A 19,618-nucleotide genomic window follows, 5' to 3' on the forward strand; every position below is an offset into this window, starting at 1 on the left:
CAAAAAAAATTCTGGTTTCTACCTTTTGTTTTCTGCCTTAAGATGACGGCTTATCTTCGTCGGATAGTTTCTCAGACTTGGATTCAGTGGTTGGTTTAGCAGTTTCGACTAGATTCTGATCGGGGGGATTCGGGGGACTCAATTCAGTTTGTTCTGCCTCAGAAGAGAGTTCTTCACCTGTAGATTCGATCGAGATCACTGATACTGAAACCGTTTCCACCTGCACGCTCAACCCAGGTTCTCCCGGTATTTCTATCTCTACAGGCGCTGCCATTTCCACCACAGTCATTTCTATAGATAAAGCAGGGGCTTCTGCTTCCGGTATGCCGGCTGCTGCTTCCGGTTCACCAACTGCAGCCAGAGGTGTCTGGGTTTCCAGAGATAAAGCAGGGGCTGCTGCTTCCGGTTCACCAACTGCAGCCAGAGGTGTCTGGGTGTCAGCAGACGATCGATCTTCGATCGGAGTTTCCCCTATTTTGTCAAAACTCGCGATGTCTGCCGCCATCAACTCGGCCATTGCTTCAACATCGGTGGGAAACGGCACTCCAAGGCTTGTTTCCACAACAGTGTTGCTGCTTTCTGCGGCCACTTCCGCAGCCGCCTGGGCTAATTCGGATTCGAGAATTTGGTCGATAGCCGGTGCAGGAGTTGCCGTTATTTGAGATTCAGGTGCGATCGATTCTGGAGTCACTGAAGGTTTTGGCGTCTGCGGAGTTGCATCAGACTTGTTTTTACCCGCACCTCTTCCCAACATACCGCCGAGACTATTTTTGATATTGCCGAACAGACTTGCGAAACCGCCGGATTTTTTAGCTGGTTTAGGAGGAGTTGGGGCCGCCGCTGCCGCTGCCGCCTGCGACTCTTTAACGGCTGTCCTCCATTCTGTTTCCTCGTCAAAATCATCGGCTTCTGGCTGCTGTGGAGGTTCTGGCTGAGCCTCTGCTAGCTCCACACTTGGTGCAACCGCTATTTCTGAAATTTCTAGAGGTAGAGGTAGAGGAGTGAAGCTGCTGGCTAATTCTGCTGGTGTTGGTGAAGTCTCAGCAGCAGGAGTTTCGACTGAAAACACTGGTATTTCTGCAATTGCAGGTGGTTTCGAGTCGGGAATTTTCAAGTCAGGGGCGATCGCACTTTCGGCCGTCGGCTCGATCGAACTTTCGGCAATACCTTCAGCTATGGGGGGAATCGCCGGCTGTTCCTCTAGTTTTACCTCGCCCTTATCGAGAGTGGGTGCTGGAACCACATCAGTTTTCGGTTTGGGCGATCGAACAAACTTAGGTTTTTTCGCTGCTGCGGGTTCTTTTTTCTTGGTAAACAAGCCAGCAAACGGCACGCCTGCTGCCGCCAAATTCGCCGACTGAGGAATCGGCGTTTGCTCAGCAACCGGCGTCACCTGCCGGCGCAAAGTCAGAGTTTCCCAGGCAAACCAGCCCAACATCGCCACGCCCGCCATTTGACCAAGCAGGAGAGCACCAGTAATTCGTCCCGCACAAGCCCATAAAATTAACGCATAAAAAAGCCCTACCCCGCTCCACGTAAAATCACTTTTGCGGTGCACTTCTGGAAAAAAGAAGGCCGCCATGTAAATACTGAAGCTGCCTAGACCGACCGCCAACGCCAGAATGTATGCAAGCATATTGTCGGTACCTCCGCTGTGTCAAATAACTTCTACGCGCTAATTCTACCTTTGAGAGAGACTCAACGGCTTCTTTCTCTAGGACAATTCTTGATTTTTAGGGAAGTTTGGCAATGCGCCGTGTATAGGATTTAACACGTTCAACGGATGTTGACGCCAGAAGTGCGAGTCAAGATTTCCCAATCTTCCCCACACCCCCTATTCTCATCACCCCCTATCCCCACACCCCCTATTCCCATCACCCCCTGCTCAGTGGTGATAGATGTCACTTAAACTATGCCCGTGCGATCGCACCAAGGGACTGAGGATGTTTATATGTTGTAGGTGTAAGAGGAATTATGCCCTAGGGCGTATGTATGGGAGACAATGCCATGTTAGAAAAACTATTATTAGCTGCCGGCTTAACCTTATCGCTTCAAATATTTCCCGGACTAAGCACTTCCGCGCCGTTACCGAAAAATTTGGTATTGCGATCGAGCGATCGGCCGGCTCAAACCCAGAAACTTCCGATCGTTGCAGTACCTGCAGGCATCCAGCCGAATGTCCAATCCTAATGATACGTGCCAGCTCATACGTGCAAATGCGATCGGACTTAGGCAGAGCCTTTCTAATATTTTTTTCGAGTTCTTCTCTTTATGTGAGTGTTCACAACTCATCAGTTTGTACTCAGGGCTTTAGTCCTCATTAATATCACCTAATAAGGACTAAAGCCCTTACTACAAACCGTAGGCCAATAATTAGTAGTATATAGAACATTAATCCCCATAAAATACTAAACAAATCTCAACATCAGGCTGTCTTATAGAGACATTCAAACCTTAAAAAACTTGGGAAACCTTGAGTAAAGGCTCAAAATAGATATATGATGTCAAATTAAGCTTAAAGCTAATAAGCACATTGACTATTAAATCAAGGAAAGTGAAAATGGGACTTAGCGATATTCTCTTGAATGAAAACCACAGAGAAACTTTTGTTGATGACTGTGTAAAGTTGATAGACCAACAAGTTGCAGCAGCGCCGGGATTGGGTGGTTTGGCTCTTAAAGCTGCCTACTCTACTGTCAAGGGGATACGGGCTGACTATTGCGCCCAAGTCCTCGATCAACTTCTGCCAGAAATCTCGATCGCACTCGATCCGATGTGGACTGAAGCCGTAAACAATGGCAACCCAGTAGAATATCTAGCCCAAAGAAAAGGTGAAGTAGCAGACGAATTGCTCCAGATAAGTGACAAAAGGGTCGAGAAAAGCACAAGATCGATGGTTAAAGGCGCCTATGCCAAACTCCGCCCCTCAGCTAAGACTTACGTGGAAAACGGAGTACCGGATTTAGCCGAAATTATTAATAAACATAGTGCGGCCTGATAAGTGAGCAACGGCTAAAAAACAGAATACCCAGATACCCGGCTTCTTCAAGAAATCGGGTATCTAAAATCAGACTTATTCGTAAGTTTGCCGTTAGGAGGGAGAGTCCTAATTTTATGCTTATCCATTGCCAACTACCCATTGATTGGCAGCCAATATTTTCAACATCGCCTGTCCGGTAATTCCCAACCCCAATAACATTACAAACATCGCGCTAATCGCAGGCAGAAATTTGACTGCTGTGATCTGTTTGGGCAGTTTATCAAAATTTCGTTTGGCATAAACTAAGATTAATCCGATCGCACTCAGCACTAAAGCCAATCCCAAACTAAACGCCACCACTAACGTCATTCCCAAACCAACATTGCCCAAAGCCGACGCACTCAACAGCATCACCAAAGCGGAAGGACAAGGCAACAAACCGCCGGAAATTCCCAACGCTAATAAGCTTTTCCAAGTAATAGCAGAACCGTCAGCACCGGGAGGCAAATGCGAGTGAATCCGGCCGTCTCCGTGATGGTGGTAGTGGTGAGATATATCTGGTTTTACAGGTGTAAATTCTCTCTCCCAACTTCCTCTATTTAAAAGGTTTACTGGTTCCTCACGGTTTATATTAAGGAGTTTCGTCCTTAAAAACCAGTTTTTATTAAAAAATTTAGTCTTAATTTTTTTGATAAATTCAGTTTTCACGACTAACCTAGGCTTGAGTTTTTTTAATAGTAAATTTAGCCCGATGAAGGCTACTAATAAACCCGAGATTAAACTCAGCCAAGGATCTAATTTTTCTGGATCAATTAAGTTAGAAGCAAACAAAGTAATTCCGCCCACAGCAAACACGCCCGCAGTGTGAGTTATTGTAGTTGTTGCTGCTAGAAATAAAGCGTGTAGGGGAGTAGCCCGCGAACCCACTAAATAAGCGCCGACTATGGTTTTTCCGTGTCCGGGCGACATCGCGTGCACGCATCCCCAAGCAAATGCTCCCGCTACTGCTAGCAGCAAACTCCAACCTGAATCCCAGATAGATTCCTTTCCTGCTAACAAAAAGTCGCGGTTTTGCGGCGTAAACACAAAGCTTTTTACAGCACCGGCTTGCACGATCGTAGCTTGGCAGCTAGCTGTCGGAACTTCTGGCAAAAACAGATTGTAATTAATCCGCAATTTCTCTGGTTTGGAGATGGAAATTGAGTCAGGTAAAGCGGGGGTTTTATCTTGAGAAGATGCGGCCCAGGTGTAGTCTAAAATTAAGGTGCTGTGGGTATTGGGCGGCTGGATCACACTGGCGCTTTTAGCTGCTATTTCTAGCGGTTTTACTGCTACGGAGCCTTGAAGGTTGCTACTGTTGGTGAGGCGGATTTGTTTGCTAAAAAACTTTTCTAGCTGTGTTTGGTGGCTGCGAACTTCAGCAGGTTGTAGCTGGCTGTCTCGATTGTCGTCGGCGAAGTTTATTAAACCGGTTGGGAAAGTTAATGTTATTTCGGTTTGCAAATCGTTGACTACTATTTCTGCTACGGATAAGTCTGACCAGTGCGAGTAAACTGGTCTGGTTGAGGTTGTTAGTAATAAGGAAAGGGTCAGGAAAAATAGGATAAATAATTGGGGAATTCGGTTTATTTTGTACTGCATAAATACATCTTTTTCGGTAGTTTTTTTTGTTTTTTGTGATTTTTAAGGCGATCGATCTTTTCGTGAGTCCCACAGTCCGCCGGGGATTGAAATCCCCGTCTCATAGCGAAAGTCGGTTGAAACCGACTGAATAGCTAATCAAATTCAACAATTGTGGATTTCAGTCCTATGCAAGAGGACTTAAGCTTTGAGGCAGGGGTTGAAACCCCTGGCGGATTGACCCAATGGCGAACTTGGCCGAGTTGCAGCTATTAGCTAATCTCAAAATTCATAGCTTCCCAAGCCCAATGCTTGGCGAGCTCGATCGTCAAAAGTCGGGTCAATTTCCTTGGACTTTTGAAAATAAGCGCGAGATTCGGTATCCTTTCCTAAAGTCCGGGCGATCGCACCAGCCCGGTAAAACATCCCTGCATCCCGAATCCCCGATCGCACTATTTCGGCCATCACTCGATCAGCCTTTTGCCATTCCCCAGCGGCGGAAAGCGCCCAAGCCAAAGTATCCAGCGTCACCGCATCCCGCCGAATTTTCACCTCCTCCTGCATTAACGCCAGCGCTTCCGTGACATCCTGCGATCGACCTTTTTCCAGCAGCAAACTTGCCAAATCCCTGCGGTGGCCAAAACCCCCAGATCCAGAAACCTGTTCCTGTCGCAGCCCAGCTTCTGCTTTGTCACGAAGTCGCCGGGATTCGATCGCATTTCCCTGCAAATCCTTCACCCTCGCCATACCGCGATCGACAATGCGATCGAACACAGTCGCAACCCCACCAGAATAAGCAGAAACCTTGCTGTAATAGCCTTCCGCTTCCCGATAATTGCCCTGCCGCGTCTCCAAATCCGCCAAATAAATCAGCGCCAGCGGGTATCGCGGCACCAACCGCAGCGCCTCCAAAAACAGCGCTTTCGCCTGCACAAACTGGCCACGACGCGCGTAAAATCGACCCAAGAGCGATCGGGCCCGCGCCGAACCACCAACCTCTCCCGGTTCCTCCGCCGCCATTGCTTGGCGGTAATCCTGCAAAACCTCAGCATCTCGGCCCTGAGACTCTCTCACTAAAGCTCTCAAAGTGAGAGAACCCAAGTTCGGAATCCGGTTAACTAAAGCTTCTGCGGCTGCATTTGCCTCGCTCACTTTTCCCATCGCTAAGTGAGATGTAACTGAAAGGGCGATCGCATCTTCATTGTCAGAACCCGCCTGTTTAGCAAAGCGCAAAGCAGTAGCAAAATCGTGTCTGGCTTCGGCAATTCGAGCTAAAACTAACAGCGCACCTGGGTTGTCAAAAGGCAAATCGGCGATCGACCTTTGAGCCGCTTGTTCTGCCAATAAAAACCAACCTCCCTCCCCTGTTGCGCGAGCCATTTTTAAATAAGATCCCGCCAGCGCCGCCCGGTTCAAACCGCTGCGGGAATCAACAGCCAATCGCTGCTGGTAAAAAGCAATCTCTTGCTGAATTGCTTTCTTTTGATTAGGATTATTTCTCAAATTTTCCGAGAAATGATAGCGGTAATTAGCATCTAGATTTTTGGGACTTTGGCTAGAAAAATTATCTAAAATAACACGCAAATTAGGCGGTAAATTCACTACCACCATGCCAACGAAAGGGACGACTATCAGCAGCCACCACGACAAAATATCCGATTTTATTTCCGGTTTAGTTTTAGTTTTCATACATCCGCGTTAATCAGCGTTCATCTGCGGTTAAAAAAAGCATTTTCTATCAGTCATTAGCCAATCAGCAATAACTAATGACTAATGACTAATGACTAATGACTAATGACTAATGACTAATGACTAATTAGGCAAAGCCAAATAAGGAAAATTCCGTTCTAAAGGTTTGTGTCCCTGAGCCGGATTTCCCGGAGTTCCGTTATACGAAACATTATCGCCAACCGGAGAACCCACCAAAGCTCCCAGAGTGATATCAATAACGTCGTCCATCAGCATACGACCTCCGATCAAGCTTCCTTGAGCATTTGTAGCGCTAGCGTAGCCGCTGGTTTTTGTGGTATCGATCCGCATGACATCGGGTAAGAAAGCTCCGGCGATCGCATTTGGATCGACATTATCCCGACCGTCCAAAAGATCCACAGCATTCAGAGTAGCAACAGCTTCCTGACGCACCGGAGCAGCAGCAGCGCTTAAATCAGATCTCGGAGGAATATTATTGAATGCTTCCAGATAAGCGGGAGTAACTATTAAACCCTCATTAATTGCAGGTCTGGCCAAACGCTCGAATTGTTTGAAACCGCCAGCTCCATCGCGAATCGAAACAGTTGACCAAACATCAAAAGTATTCGCCCCAGTTCCTGCTTGCAAGAAAGCTTTGGGAACGCGGACAGCAATTGTATTGACGTTGTAACCTTTAGTAAAGTCGATCGCTTGATTCGGTTGCTTAAAAGCAGTGCGCGGCCCTGTTCCCAAAGCTGCAGCGCGAACTCGGAAAAATTGTTCTACATCAAAGAAAAACGGGTCTTCCCGTAAACCCGCAAATACAGTCAAGTTAGAACCGCCCACAGGTACTGTATTCAAAACAGCATTAGAATTCAGCGGAGTTGTGGCAATTAGCCCGCCGTTAACTGTAGCCTTAGTAGTTGTCTCCGAGCCGTTGCGAACAACAGTTACAGCTACCGCTTGCATACCTTGATTGTTAGGCGGACTGAAGGCAAACCGCAAGATAATATCCGAACGTCCAGTAGGTGTAGAATTCACGTCACCTACTTGCGTGATGTGAAATTGGTAGAGGGCTGTAGTGCTGAAATAATATTGATAACGGGCTACAGACCTGGGATTTGAATTCATGGTAAATACTAAATCCCCGTCTGCAGCCCCGGAGTTTTGGTCTTTTTCGCGATATACATACAGGTCAGTTAAATTGACCGCGCGACCTTTGATATCTACTTCGCCGTCGTCGTGGTCAGAAGCGACAATTATCCCTGGAGTTAATAGAGCAATTAGAGCTACTTCAATAGCTAGTATGGTTCGGCGAATTTTTTTTGTGAGCTTCACAGTTAGCACCTTTATTTCAATGAATTTTTTGCACAAATCAATGGTAATTACCCCGCATTCGCGGGTTTTACTTTTGTAGCAACAGGTTGAAATCTGTCAACCTGTCGCGCTTTTGCGCTGTTGCTGAGCCTTCTCCTATTGGTGGTATACGAAGGTTTGGCAATTTTGGATCTGTGCTGCCAGATCAATTTATGTAAAAAAGTGTGTTATTAAGGGTTTCCTCGTTCCCGGACTCTGCTTGGGAATGCCCGATCCGAGACAGAGCCTCATTCGATCTAGTGGAACCCGAGCCTCGCTTATATGGGTTCCCAGGCTCTGCTTGGGAGCGAGCATTCCCAAGCTTAGGAACGAGTGAATAGCCCTGGTTTGACTGTTCAGGCTGAGCGCATTTCTTCGTTCTGCATAAAGCGGATTGTTAAGTGTCAAAAAAATTACTAATCAGGTGGTAAAATTCAAGATAACTTGGGATTTAAAAAATTCAAAGCACGACAAAATAAGCCTGAAAAGGCATACTCCAGGTTGTACCCCAGACTTCAAACTTACAATTATGTTCTGTAGTGATATACGCCGAAATTTTAATTTTGGATCTGTGCCGTCAAAACAAAAATTTTGGGTACACTGAAATGACAGGCCAGAAGTCAGGCGATGAATCGCTGCTTTTAGTGCAGATTGCCCAGAAAGACCAAACGGCATTAGCTAAACTTTACGATCGCTACGGTCGTCCAAGTTACGCTCTCGCTTACAAAATCCTGGGTTCGGTAGAAGAAGCTGAAGAAGTTGTACTCGATGTTTTTTCCCAAATTTGGCAAAAAGCAGCAACTTACGATCCTTCTCGCAGTCGAGCAGATACCTGGTTGTTCATGCTTACCCGCAGTCGTTCCCTCGATCGCCTGCGAGCGATGCAGCGAACAGTCCGGGCTGCTGAAGCTTGTCTGGAAGATGCAAAGATACCCATCTCTAGCGTTGCAGAACCGATGGAAGATGCAATGTTTAAAGAACGCAGGGAACAAGTCAAAGCGGCATTAGAAAAACTGCCAAAGGAACAGCAAGAGGCGATCGAACTCGCCTACTACCAAGGGCTGACTTGCTCGGCGATCGCAGCTAAAACTGGTATCCCGACAGGTACAATCAAAACCAGAATTCGATTGGGTATTTCCAAATTACGTCACGCTTTGAGCGAACAATTTTTTTAGACTGTTAAAAAACTTAAATTTTGTGTTTTAACAATCTAAAATTATACCATTTCCCATCATCTATCTTGAGTGCGAGGGCAGCAGACAAATCTCAAATTTAAAATCAACTTAGGCTGAATTACAATTAATGGCGGAAAACAGATGGAAATGATGCCAGACGAGGAGTATAAAATCCTTGCAGCCCTTCAAGCTCTCGATACCCTCGACGAGTCAGAACGCGGCGCATTTGCAGAGAAATTGAAAGAGTCCGCAGAACAGACAAGTGAATTAGCAGCTTTTGAAGCGGCAATTGCCGCGATCGCCTACACAGCCCCCCCAGTTCCCGTCGCGCCCGACCTCAAAAACCGCCTGTTCCAGCGCATAGCCGAACTGCCACCAACCCCGACAGAATCAGTCAATTTAAAGCCCTTTGTTACCTCCCCAACAGAGAGCAATACTCCATCTTTAATCGTGCGATCGCACGAGGTCAAATGGAAATCTTATGGCGTGCCGGGAGTTTCGTTCGGCAAGCTTTACATTGACAAAAAAAAGCGCGAAATTACCTGCTTGATGCGACTAGAACCTGGAGTAACATTTCCCCTGCACCGACACGCTGCCTCGGAGGAAGTGCTGGTATTAGAAGGAGACTTAATTGTAGAAGGGGAAATTTGCCATCAAGGCGACTACATTCGCTCGGTTCCCGGTTCCACACATTCGCCCCTCACACGAGGGGGATGTTTGCTGTTAATGAAAACTTCCCTAGACAACGAAATGTTCGTCTGATATTATGTCGGTTGATTTTCCTGCAAAGATTTCTTTTCGCTTAGTCGGGGCTGGTTTATGTATGCCGATTTTTAGTATAAATTATAGAGTGTTGCTGAAACTAGCCTTTCCAAGTATTTCGGTTAATTTACCGGACACTATCTAACTCAATAACACCGCATTGCTCCGCATTAGGCGGTTAAAAATCCCAAGTATATCACGTAATTCCCATGCTAAATTACTCGCGTTTAACTGCTGTTCTGTCCGCCGTTATTATACAATTTGTACCCAGCAACCAAAGCACGATCGCCCAAGAACGCGAAGGATGTTTTCTTGTTAATTCAGCGGGCGAAGTAATTAACTTGAATTTGTTGTGTTTGCCTCAAGAATCCGACATTAAGCTGACAGGAAACGATGGGAAATTTCTCGAAGACTACAAACGCTTAGCAAAAAGCTACTCTCCCGAAGCAACGGACAATTTATTGCAAGCAATCCAAAGGGCGCCCGGTCAAAAAATTGCGGCAGCTAAAAGAATGTGTGCCGAAGCAAAATCGGGAGTTTCTCTGCCGGAAGTTAAATTAAGAGCGATCGGGCAAGCTGTCAGTATCGAAAACCCAAGTCTCAAAGAAAGTTTTCTGGCGGATGCCGATATTATTACTACTCTTGCCGCCAACCATTATTGCCCGGAATTAGCCAGTAAGTAATATCATGAAATTTGGAGAGATACGCTAAGCGAGCATCTCAGTTTTGCTTTTACTATCCGTGTGCGATCGTCCCCCTGCCACTCGTAAAAAATACTTGTTACAAAACTGAGATGTTTCCCACGGTAATGCCGCGTCTCTAGTTGCAGTTACAATATTAATTGTCCTCTTGTCGCGCAACGATCCATGAAATTACCAGACATGAGATGAAACATTTAAAATCAAGTTCCGCCGACTTGCGGGATTTATTCAAAGACAGCATTACAGTTAAATATCTCGCGGAACCGTTGAAATCTGTCCCAGCTTGCGAAGATGCCGCCCAATTGCGATCGTGGATGGAGGCCCGCGATTTTGACGTGCTCGGTATCGAAGAAAAGGGCACGGTTTGCGGCTATGTAGAACGATCGCACTTAAAGACAGGCAAGTGCAGCGACTACCAGCAAATTTTTCACCCCTCTCAATTAATTGCCGCGGCCACTCCTTTGATGGAATTGCTGCCGCTGCTGCGAGAAAAACCGAGATTATTTGTATTAGAAAGCAACAGGATCGACGGGATCGTTACCTGCGGCGATTTGCAAAAAGCACCGGTGCGGATGCTGCTGTTTGGATTGGTGACGCTTCTGGAAATGAATTTATTGCGGATCGTGCGGATTTACTTTCCCCAAGATTCTTGGCAAAAATTGCTTAAGGGCGATCGCATTTTAGCCGCCAAACACCTATGGGAAATGGGGCGATCGCGAAATGAAGCAATTGACTTAATTGATTACCTGCAATTCTGCGACAAGCGAGATTTAATCCTGACTTCTGCTGAAATAGTCGATCGGCTGGGGCTCAAATCCAAACGCTACGGGGAGCGTTTTTTAAAGTCAGCAGAAGCATTGAGAAACAAATTAGCTCACGCTCAAGATTTAATTAACGGTTCTTCTTGGCCGGAAGTAATTTTTTTGGCTCAGGAAATAGAAGCGCTTTTGCAGCGTTGCGAAGAAATTGAAATGGCCGCACCTAATGAAGTAGAGAGCATTTAATTCTCGTCTTTTAGAGAGATACTTTGTTTGTATTGTTGCCATTTCACTCGCCTATTTTGATAGAGAAAGGTGCGCCGAAGCGCACCCTAGATTTAGTTTTTAATTTTTAGTTTCCTGTTAGTATACTGAGGAACCCAGCCTTGAGCGGTGGTGTAATACTGCAAGGCTTTCAAGTACAACGACGGAGTGAGATAAAACCAATGTTCGGTATTGGCAGGTACTTTAATGTATTCTTCAGCTTGCAGCATTAATTGTACCTGAGAGCCGTTAGAATACACAAACCCAAAAACGCATTCCCCAGCTAAAATGTGAAGAACTTCTGCATCTGTGTGGGTGTGAGTGCGATCGCTTTGAGTCATCAGCGCGTAAATCTGCTGCGAACCTGGATGCAGCACTTTCAAGTCGCACCACTTATATCCGCTGGCGCGCTTAAACTCTTCAAACTCGCTATTAAATGCTCCGAGAATCTGCTGTTTTTCTGTAACATTGAGAATGTCTTGAACTAGCAGTTCCTGAAAGGCCGGATTTTTGTTTGTGGGCAGGGAATCGATCTCAATATTTAAAACGGCCAGTTGACTCGCGATCGCCCGGATATCCGTATATGTTCTACCGTCTTCTAGTTGCAGAACAGCCATATTACCACCTAATGTTTTGAGCTTTGAGGGAAATTTAGTTTCCATTTTTAAGCTGCTGTTTTAAGCTTTCGTCAAAAACTAAACTCCTGCTTTTTTTCAATAATAGCCGATCGCTAAAATCCTATATCTACCTTCATAATCATCAAAGAATTACCACAGATGAGATGATTTGTTGAGTTATTTAAGTTTTATTTCTAATTCTCAGAGTGGGGCTGGGAATGCAGATCCATAGGCTGTGGCTATTTTTTAGGGTTCGATGTTTAAACAGGCGATCGGTAAAACACCGCCTACAGCATGAAAAGAGAGAAACACAGCCTCAATCTATAAAAATCTCGTCAGATTAGCTTACAATACAAGACTAAAGCTCAAAATTACGGCGCAGCCTCATTGCTGCTACTTTTATGTCTCTACCTATAGTTGCTATTATTGGACGCCCCAATGTAGGCAAATCGACGATCGTCAACCGTTTAGCCAACACCCAAGACGCGATCGTCCACGACGAACCAGGAATCACGCGCGATCGCACTTACAGACCAGCATACTGGGGCGATCGGGAATATCAAGTCGTAGACACCGGCGGGCTAGTATTCGACGACGAGACAGAATTTCTGCCTTTAATTCGCGAACAAGCCATGGCGGCCCTCGCAGAAGCCAGCGCAGCCATTTTCGTAGTAGACGGAAAAACTGGACTCACCGGCGGCGACGAAGCGATCGCATCTTGGCTGAGACTGCAAAAAGTCCCAGTCATTCTCGCCGTCAACAAATGCGAATCGGAAAATACAGGACTCACCCAAGCAGCCGACTTTTGGCAATTGGGAATGGGAGAACCTTACCCAATTTCCGGCATTCACGGCAACGGCACCGGCGAATTGCTTGACAAATTAATTACTTACCTTCCCACGGAAGTATTACCAGAAGTTGAGGAAATTAAAGTAGCAATTATCGGTCGCCCCAACGTCGGAAAATCGAGTTTGTTAAACGCATTTCTCGGAGAAAATCGCGCCATAGTCAGCCCGATTTCCGGCACAACCCGCGACGCGATCGACACCTTAGTAGAACGCAACGGTAAAACCTACCGCCTGATTGACACAGCCGGAATTCGCAAAAAGAAAAACGTCGAATACGGCGCAGAATTTTTTGGTATCAACCGCGCTTTCAAAGCCATCCGCCGCGCCAATGTCATACTGTTAGTAATTGACGCAATTGACGGCGTTACGGATCAAGACCAAAAATTAGCCGATCGCATCAGCCAAGAAGGTCGCGCCTGCATCATAGTCGTCAACAAATGGGATGCCGTAGAAAAAGACTCCGACACCATCTACGAGTACGAAAGAGAAGTCAGAACCCGACTTTATTTCCTCGACTGGGCAGAAATGATTTTTGTTAGCGCCATGAGTGGACAGCGAGTTGAAAAAATCATTGAATTAGTAGACAAAGCCTCCGACGAGCACAAACGTCGCGTCCCTACCGCCGTCATTAACGAAGTCATAGAAGAAGCCACAACCTGGCACTCAGCCCCAGTTACCCGCCAAGGAAAACAAGGCAAAATCTATTACGGTACTCAAGTGCGATCGCAGCCACCGACAATCGCCCTATTCGTCAACGATCCCAAACGCTTCACCGAAAACTACCGCCGCTACATGGAAAGCCAATTCCGCAAACACCTAGGCTTTACCGGTACACCAATGCGGCTACTTTGGAGAGGCAAAAAAGTTCGTGCCACAGAAATGAGCACAACAAACAGAGCACTGCGCGTCAAGTAATTTTCGATTTTAGATTCAATAAAAAACGCAATTTAACGACCAAAGCAAATTGCGTTTTTTTCTCTGCTCTTCCTTCTCTGCTCTTCCTTCGCTTCTTCGCGGTTCAATAAATTATTATTAATAATCGACAATCTAAAATCTAAAATCTAAAATCTAAAATCCCCAAATGGACTTACTTAGATCGCTCCCCATAGGACTTTACCTAGAACAGCCCGTAACCTGGCTTCACCGACTAGACTCCCGCGTAAAACTAGCCTGGCTGATGACATTTCTGATTGCGCCAATACTCGCCAATCCCATCTGGCGGTTGATGCTAGTAGGAATGTTAATCGTACTGACACTAACAGCAGCAATTCCCTTGCGCGTGTGGAAACAGCAAATGGGAATGCTGCTGCTATTCTGCCTATTAGTATTTTGCCTCAGCGCGATCGCCCCCGACGGACTCCCCGCAGAACACCAGCCCCGCATCCCCGCCGACGAATTAACCTTTTCCCAACAGCCCGCAACTCTTCGGGCCCCTCAAAAGCCCAAACCCTGGTACCAATCTTTTAACTTAGGCTCAAACTCCCCAATCCTCAATTCCAAAGCCCAAAGCCCAAATCAACTCCCCCAACCCACAAACTACCGTTACGTTGTATTCAAACAAGGCCCGATTAAAATCACCCGCAAATCCCTAGATTTAGCTATCAACGTCAGCACCCTATTTTTCACAGTAATTTACAGCACCAACCTCTACCTTCTCACCACAGCCAGCGAAGAAATTACCGCCGCCCTTGAAAACTTAATGCAGCCCTTGCGCCGCTTGAATTGGCCTATTACCGAAATAGCCTTAACATTAACTTTATCTTTGCGATTCATTCCCCTAGTATTGGAAGAAATACAAAATTTAGTGCGATCGGTCAGAACCAGAGCGATAAACTGGAAAAAACTCGGATTTCGCAGCGCCGCTCAAGTTTGGTTGATGATAGCAGAGCGGCTGTTAGAAAACTTGCTCCTACGAGCTGAACAAATTGCTAGCGCCATGAAAGTTCGCGGCTTCACCAGTCCCGATCGACACCGGGTAGAATGGCACCAGTTGCAATTGAAAATCCGAGACTGGATAGCCCTCGGCTGCTTGCTCGTCCTCTGGAGCGCCCGCTTCGTTTGGGGTTGGGACAGTTGAGATTTTAGATTTTAGATTTTAGATTTTAGATTTTAGATAGAATAATTTTGAAGAATTGGGAATGAGTGATGAAGCTCGTCGTTTGGAGCACGGGCCTAGAGTTGAGTAAGTTTTGTCTGCTACGCGACAGTCCTGCTAAAGTAATGGAGACAAATATTTAGAGAACCAAGACCTTGAACATCTATCTTGGGACAGATATCGTATATGTTCCGCGCATTCAAGCCGTATTAGACCGGTTTGGCGATCGCTTCCTCGAAAAAGTTTACACACCCGCCGAACAAAGGGATTGCGGGCAACTAAATTCTCAACACAGCAGCATTAAAGGTAAAATGAATCGAGTTTCCTGCAACCAACTAGCGGGGCGCTGGGCAGCAAAAGAAGCCGTTGTCAAAGCTCTAGGCACGGGATGGCGGGGAATACGGTATGCAGATGTGGAAATTCGGCGCTCCGAAAACGGTGCTCCCAATGTGCAACTGCACGGAACCGCAGCAGCACAAGCCTCTGTTTGGGGAGATTGCCAGTGGCAGTTGAGCCTCAGCCATGACGGAGACTATTGCACGGCTACGGCGATCGCCCTTTGTAGCCCGCCGTCAAACAACGCCGTCGGGCGATCGAGCGAAACTAAAATCTAAAATCTAAATCTTTAATCTAAAATTGATCGATTGTGAGCGTGAATGACTACCGAAACTTACCTGAATCATCCAAACTTTGGCCTCCTCTTCAGGGTATCCCAGGTTGAAGACAGCCAAGAATTATTTACCACCCTATACGCCCAGCGCCTGTTTTTTTTGGTGACAAACGGCCCTGGCGGGCTGAGATTTGAACCCATCAGCCGCTCCGACGCTCGCCTCATGGTTGAAATTCGCCTGCGAACCCTGCGTCGCAGCGGTCAATATCACGAGTACGACCAATTGCAGACCATTCACCAGCGCACATTTCAATAACGAAAATCAGTAATTTGGTAATTGGTAACTGTCTTAATTTTCCTTCCCTCCCGTCAAGAGCGTTGAGTACCCATGACCATAGCCTCTCGAATTAACAGCATTCGCCAACACTTGCCGGACTCAGTGCGGTTAATTGCCGTTACCAAACAGGTACCGACTGATGCTATCCGCGAAGCATACGACGCCGGTATCCGGGATTTTGGCGAGAGCAAGGTTCAAGAGGCTGCCGAAAAACAAAGCCAACTGCAAGATTTACCGGATATCAACTGGCACTTAATCGGGCACTTGCAAGCCAACAAAGCTGCCAAGGCCCTAGAGCATTTCCAGTGGATTCACTCTCTAGACAATTTAAAACTCGCTCAGCGACTGTCGCGCTTGGCGGGGGAAATGTCCTGCTCTCCACAAGTCTGCCTGCAAGTCAAAATGTTGCCAGACCCGGACAAATACGGCTGGAGCGTTCCTGAACTGCTTGCCGACCTTCCAGAACTCAACAAATGTCAGCATATCAAAATTCAAGGTTTGATGACAATTCCTCCGCTGGGATTAGATGACTCGCAAATCCTAGAATTATTTAACAGCACTCGCGAACTTGCACAGAAAATCCAGCAGCAAAATTTGCCCTGCATTCAAATGCAGCAGCTCTCGATGGGGATGTCGGGAGATTATCATTTGGCAATTCAAGCAGGTGCTACTATGGTACGGCTAGGACAAACCTTATTTGGCTCTAGGAGGGGATAAATAATTGAAATCTTCTGATAAAGACAATTTGGGTTAAATATAGAATAGTCAGCTACCCGCGACTAACGCGCAACGCGAGTATAGTCGGGGCAGCCAAGTCGTGAAGGAGCGTGAATCATGAATATTTTTTCTAAACTGCGAGATTTTGTAGGCATCAACAATGAGCCTGAGTACGATGACGTTTACGACGAAACGGAAGGGGAGCGCTATCAGAACTTCTACCAAGCGCCTGAACCGAACCCCGCTGCAGTCGCAGCCGCAGAAGAAGAACGTCGTCAAAATCGTAGAATGCGGGAGCGGTCAGTAGTAGGATCGACAGGTATGGATGTCGTTGCACCAACCGGGGGAGTAGGGTCAGTAATGAATAACGTGATAGGAATGCCTGGAGCTATGAACGGGATTTCGGAAGTAGTAGTAATGGAGCCGCGCACTTTTGAAGAGATGCCGGCAGCAATTCGAGCGCTTAAGGAACGGAAGTCTGTGGTTTTGAACCTGACAGTGATGGACCCAGACCAAGCGCAAAGAGCTGTGGACTTTGTGGCGGGCGGTACTTATGCCCTGGACGGTCATCAAGAGCGAATTGGCGAAAGTATTTTCTTGTTTACGCCTAGCTGCGTGCAGGTGAGAACTCAGTCTGGTGTGGTTCACGAAGTGCCTCCTGCCCAAGGTCGCCCTCGTCCTGCTGCTCCTGCACCCACAGTCTGGCCTGCAGAACAAGCTCCAGTAGCTCAGTAGTCAGTAGTTAGTAGTCAGTTGACAGTGGTGAGTAGTCAGTAGTCAGTAGTCAGTAGTCAATAGTTAACAACTAATAACTGTGGAATAAACACTGCGGATTAATAACATTAGCTAACAACTAAGTAACCAATGACAACTGACAACTGACAACTGACAACTGACAACTTATAACTCAAAAGTGACAAGTGACAACTGACTAATGACTAACATAAAATTTGGTACGATCGGCGGCGGGGTAATGGGAGAAGCTCTCTTATCCCGCTTAATAGCAGAAAAAGTTTATTTGCCTTCAGAAATATTGGTGAGCGAGCCTGGGGTAAAGCGCCGCGAGTTTTTGACTGAGAAATACGGCATTGGAACAACAGCCAGCAATCTAGAAGTTGCTGCCGCTACAGAAGTGCTGTTTTTGGCAATTAAACCCCAAGTTTTTGATACGGTAGCTTTGGAGTTGGCGGTGGCGGCCGATCGCAAACAGGGAAATAATGGAGAAACGGCTAATTCCCAGCCAGAAGCGCTGGTAGTGTCGATTTTGGCAGGAGTGCCACTCAGCAAGCTAGAACCAGCTTTTCCGGGGCGGGGAGTGCTGCGGGTGATGCCGAATACTCCAGCCACAGTAGGAGCGGGAATGAGCGCGATCGCTCCGGGAAAACTTGTTCAACCGGCTGATTTAGAATTGGTAAAGCGCATCTTTCAGGCCGTAGGAGAAGTGGTAGAAGTACCTGAGAGTATGCTGGATGCGGTGACAGGGCTTTCGGGTTCCGGGCCTGGTTATGTAGCAATTTTGATAGAGGCCTTGACAGATGGCGGAGTTTGTGCTGGACTGCCACGGGCGATCGCCTCTCAATTAGCTTTGCAAACTGTATTCGGTACGGCGAAGCTCATGCAAGAAACGGGAATGCACCCGGCACAATTGAAAGATCAAGTTACGAGTCCCGGCGGTACAACTATTGCGGGAATTGCTAAATTAGAGAGTAGCGGCTTTCGTTCTGCGCTAATCGAAGCAGTAAAAGCAGCTTCTTTGCGTTCTCAAGAATTAGGTAAATAGGTGTTAGTGCCATGCTGACTTTAAAATTAGATTTAAGTCCGTGGATCAAGTTGACAGACGATCAGTTTTACGAACTGTGCCAACATCACCCCGATTATAAATTTGAACGGAATGCAAAAGGAGAACTGCTGATGGTTCCACCAACGGGAGGAGAAACTGGAAACCGTAATATGGATTTATCCTATCAATTGCAAGCTTGGAGTCGCCAAAATCCGAATCTAGGAATTGCTTTTGACTCTTCCACCTGTTTTAGACTCCCAAACGGTGCAACTCGTTCTCCCGATGCTTCTTGGATAAAACGCGAAAGATGGGAAGCTTTAACTCCCGAACAAAAAAGGAAATTTCCGCCACTGTGTCCTGATTTTGTAGTGGAATTGCGCTCGCCCACTGATTCTATCAGAGAAACTCGAGATAAAATGCAGGAATATCGGGAAAATGGCGTTTGTTTGGGGTGGTTGATTGACCCGCAAACGCGGAGTGTGGAAATTTATAGGATCGATCAAGAAATAGAAATATTGCAGTCCCCTGTTACGCTGTCAGGGGAAAATGTTTTGCCCGGATTTGTGTTGGAACTAGGGCCAGTTATGGGAAATAATTGAAAAGGTGTCAGGCCGTTTCAGATTAATCGCTACTTGCTGTTTCCAATTTCTCTCCAATCCTCGGTTCCGTACCATTTAACAGCCGCTGAATATTGCTCCGGTGCCGCACAATTACAAACACACCGCCCGCAATTCCAAACAATACATAAGCCAGCGGCTGATGTAAAGCAAACATCAATCCAGCAACGCTAATTGCCCCGATAATCGAACTTAAAGAGACAATTCGCGATACCGCAAATACTATTCCGAAAATTCCGAAAGTTCCCAAACCTACTGGCCAGTACAAACCAAGCAAAACTCCCAAACTCGTAGCCACTGATTTACCGCCGGTAAACCCCAGCCAGATTGATTTGCTGTGGCCCAAAACAGCAGAGAAACCCGCCAAAGTTGCCATCCAAGGGATGACAGTTGCAGTATTTTCTAAACCTGCTGCGGTTGCTAGCTGCTGGGTAAAAGTAAGAGAGTAAATGTAGCGGATTAGGACGATCGCACTTACCCCCTTCAACACATCAACCAGCAACACCCCCAACCCCGGCCACTTCCCCAAAGTCCTCAGTACGTTAGTCGCACCAGTCGAACCCGAACCAACCTCTCGAATATCAATTCCCAGCATCCATTTCCCCAAGGCATACCCAGTCGGAATCGATCCCAGCAGATAAGCTGCTATTAGCAATGCGCCATTTAAAATTATCCAGCTAGCCATTTTTTAA

The 19,618-nt window shown here is 46.7% G+C and carries 20 protein-coding genes; 14 read left to right on the forward strand and 6 right to left on the reverse strand.

The features are described 5' to 3' along the window. Window positions 1-37: 37 nt before the first annotated feature. Window positions 38-1,636 (reverse strand): Ycf66 family protein, encoded by a 1,599-nt coding sequence (locus tag QUA90_RS13290; protein ID WP_333445921.1) that lies wholly within the window; start codon window positions 1,634-1,636, stop codon window positions 38-40. Between the two features lie 371 nt (window positions 1,637-2,007). Between QUA90_RS13290 and QUA90_RS13295 the strand changes: the two genes are divergently transcribed. Together QUA90_RS13295 and QUA90_RS13300 are read left to right on the forward strand one after the other, a co-directional pair. After that, entirely contained in the window at window positions 2,008-2,190 is a 183-nt protein-coding gene (locus QUA90_RS13295) for a hypothetical protein (protein WP_333080764.1), read from the forward strand. Between the two features lie 370 nt (window positions 2,191-2,560). Further along, window positions 2,561-2,998: a DUF6918 family protein gene (locus tag QUA90_RS13300; protein WP_333311384.1), complete on the forward strand. Its 438-nt coding sequence runs from the start codon at window positions 2,561-2,563 to the stop codon at window positions 2,996-2,998. A 120-nt stretch (window positions 2,999-3,118) separates the two neighbouring features. Here QUA90_RS13300 and QUA90_RS13305 read toward each other — a convergent pair whose 3' ends face one another. From QUA90_RS13305 to QUA90_RS13315, 3 genes are all read right to left on the reverse strand, one after another. Then, a complete protein-coding gene (locus QUA90_RS13305) occupies window positions 3,119-4,621 on the reverse strand; it encodes a HoxN/HupN/NixA family nickel/cobalt transporter (RefSeq protein WP_333445923.1) in 1,503 nt (500 codons plus the stop codon). A gap of 261 nt (window positions 4,622-4,882) precedes the next feature. After that, a complete protein-coding gene (locus QUA90_RS13310; protein WP_333445925.1) occupies window positions 4,883-6,289 on the reverse strand; it encodes a tetratricopeptide repeat protein in 1,407 nt (468 codons plus the stop codon). Window positions 6,290-6,412: 123 nt separating this feature from the next. Next, window positions 6,413-7,627 carry a DUF4331 domain-containing protein gene (locus tag QUA90_RS13315; protein WP_333445928.1) on the reverse strand — a complete coding sequence of 405 codons (1,215 nt, stop codon included), beginning with the start codon at window positions 7,625-7,627 and terminating at the stop codon, window positions 6,413-6,415. Between the two features lie 623 nt (window positions 7,628-8,250). Here QUA90_RS13315 and QUA90_RS13320 point away from each other — a divergent pair. The 4 genes from QUA90_RS13320 (at window position 8,251) to QUA90_RS13335 (ending at window position 11,287) form a co-directional block, all read left to right on the forward strand. Beyond that, a complete protein-coding gene (locus QUA90_RS13320; protein WP_333445930.1) occupies window positions 8,251-8,820 on the forward strand; it encodes a sigma-70 family RNA polymerase sigma factor in 570 nt (189 codons plus the stop codon). A gap of 147 nt (window positions 8,821-8,967) precedes the next feature. Beyond that, complete coding sequence (locus tag QUA90_RS13325) at window positions 8,968-9,582, forward strand: cupin domain-containing protein (protein WP_333445932.1); 615 nt, start codon at window positions 8,968-8,970, stop codon at window positions 9,580-9,582. Between the two features lie 209 nt (window positions 9,583-9,791). Then, window positions 9,792-10,265, forward strand: coding sequence for a DUF732 domain-containing protein (locus QUA90_RS13330; RefSeq protein WP_333445934.1), 474 nt, complete (start codon window positions 9,792-9,794; stop codon window positions 10,263-10,265). A 203-nt stretch (window positions 10,266-10,468) separates the two neighbouring features. Continuing rightward, the gene (locus QUA90_RS13335) at window positions 10,469-11,287 is read left to right on the forward strand and encodes a hypothetical protein (protein ID WP_333445936.1); all 819 of its coding nucleotides are present in this window, start codon (window positions 10,469-10,471) and stop codon (window positions 11,285-11,287) included. Window positions 11,288-11,379: 92 nt separating this feature from the next. Here QUA90_RS13335 and QUA90_RS13340 read toward each other — a convergent pair whose 3' ends face one another. After that, the gene (locus tag QUA90_RS13340) at window positions 11,380-11,967 is read right to left on the reverse strand and encodes an acireductone dioxygenase (RefSeq protein WP_333080773.1); all 588 of its coding nucleotides are present in this window, start codon (window positions 11,965-11,967) and stop codon (window positions 11,380-11,382) included. Between the two features lie 356 nt (window positions 11,968-12,323). Here QUA90_RS13340 and der point away from each other — a divergent pair, with 356 nt between their 5' ends. The 8 genes from der (at window position 12,324) to QUA90_RS13380 (ending at window position 18,908) form a co-directional block, all read left to right on the forward strand. Then, window positions 12,324-13,685, forward strand: coding sequence for a ribosome biogenesis GTPase Der (gene der / locus QUA90_RS13345; protein WP_333387937.1), 1,362 nt, complete (start codon window positions 12,324-12,326; stop codon window positions 13,683-13,685). 166 nt (window positions 13,686-13,851) lie between these two features. Beyond that, window positions 13,852-14,847 carry an energy-coupling factor transporter transmembrane protein EcfT gene (locus tag QUA90_RS13350; protein WP_333387935.1) on the forward strand — a complete coding sequence of 332 codons (996 nt, stop codon included), beginning with the start codon at window positions 13,852-13,854 and terminating at the stop codon, window positions 14,845-14,847. Window positions 14,848-15,020: 173 nt separating this feature from the next. Then, a complete protein-coding gene (gene acpS / locus QUA90_RS13355; protein ID WP_333321451.1) occupies window positions 15,021-15,479 on the forward strand; it encodes a holo-ACP synthase in 459 nt (152 codons plus the stop codon). 42 nt (window positions 15,480-15,521) lie between these two features. Further along, on the forward strand, window positions 15,522-15,791 hold the full coding sequence (pipX, locus tag QUA90_RS13360; protein ID WP_333058020.1) for a transcriptional coactivator PipX: 270 nt from the start codon (window positions 15,522-15,524) through the stop codon (window positions 15,789-15,791). A gap of 72 nt (window positions 15,792-15,863) precedes the next feature. Then, on the forward strand, window positions 15,864-16,529 hold the full coding sequence (locus QUA90_RS13365; protein ID WP_333321453.1) for a YggS family pyridoxal phosphate-dependent enzyme: 666 nt from the start codon (window positions 15,864-15,866) through the stop codon (window positions 16,527-16,529). 117 nt (window positions 16,530-16,646) lie between these two features. Further along, complete coding sequence (locus QUA90_RS13370) at window positions 16,647-17,264, forward strand: cell division protein SepF (RefSeq protein WP_333158943.1); 618 nt, start codon at window positions 16,647-16,649, stop codon at window positions 17,262-17,264. A 199-nt stretch (window positions 17,265-17,463) separates the two neighbouring features. Next, the gene (gene proC / locus QUA90_RS13375; protein ID WP_333321455.1) at window positions 17,464-18,309 is read left to right on the forward strand and encodes a pyrroline-5-carboxylate reductase; all 846 of its coding nucleotides are present in this window, start codon (window positions 17,464-17,466) and stop codon (window positions 18,307-18,309) included. An 11-nt stretch (window positions 18,310-18,320) separates the two neighbouring features. Continuing rightward, on the forward strand, window positions 18,321-18,908 hold the full coding sequence (locus QUA90_RS13380; RefSeq protein WP_333321457.1) for a Uma2 family endonuclease: 588 nt from the start codon (window positions 18,321-18,323) through the stop codon (window positions 18,906-18,908). A 22-nt stretch (window positions 18,909-18,930) separates the two neighbouring features. Here QUA90_RS13380 and plsY read toward each other — a convergent pair whose 3' ends face one another. Next, the gene (gene plsY, locus QUA90_RS13385) at window positions 18,931-19,611 is read right to left on the reverse strand and encodes a glycerol-3-phosphate 1-O-acyltransferase PlsY (RefSeq protein WP_333445939.1); all 681 of its coding nucleotides are present in this window, start codon (window positions 19,609-19,611) and stop codon (window positions 18,931-18,933) included. Window positions 19,612-19,618 lie beyond the last annotated feature (7 nt).

The organism is Microcoleus sp. D3_18_C4 (assembly GCF_036702355.1).
GTDB lineage: Bacteria > Cyanobacteriota > Cyanobacteriia > Cyanobacteriales > Microcoleaceae > Microcoleus.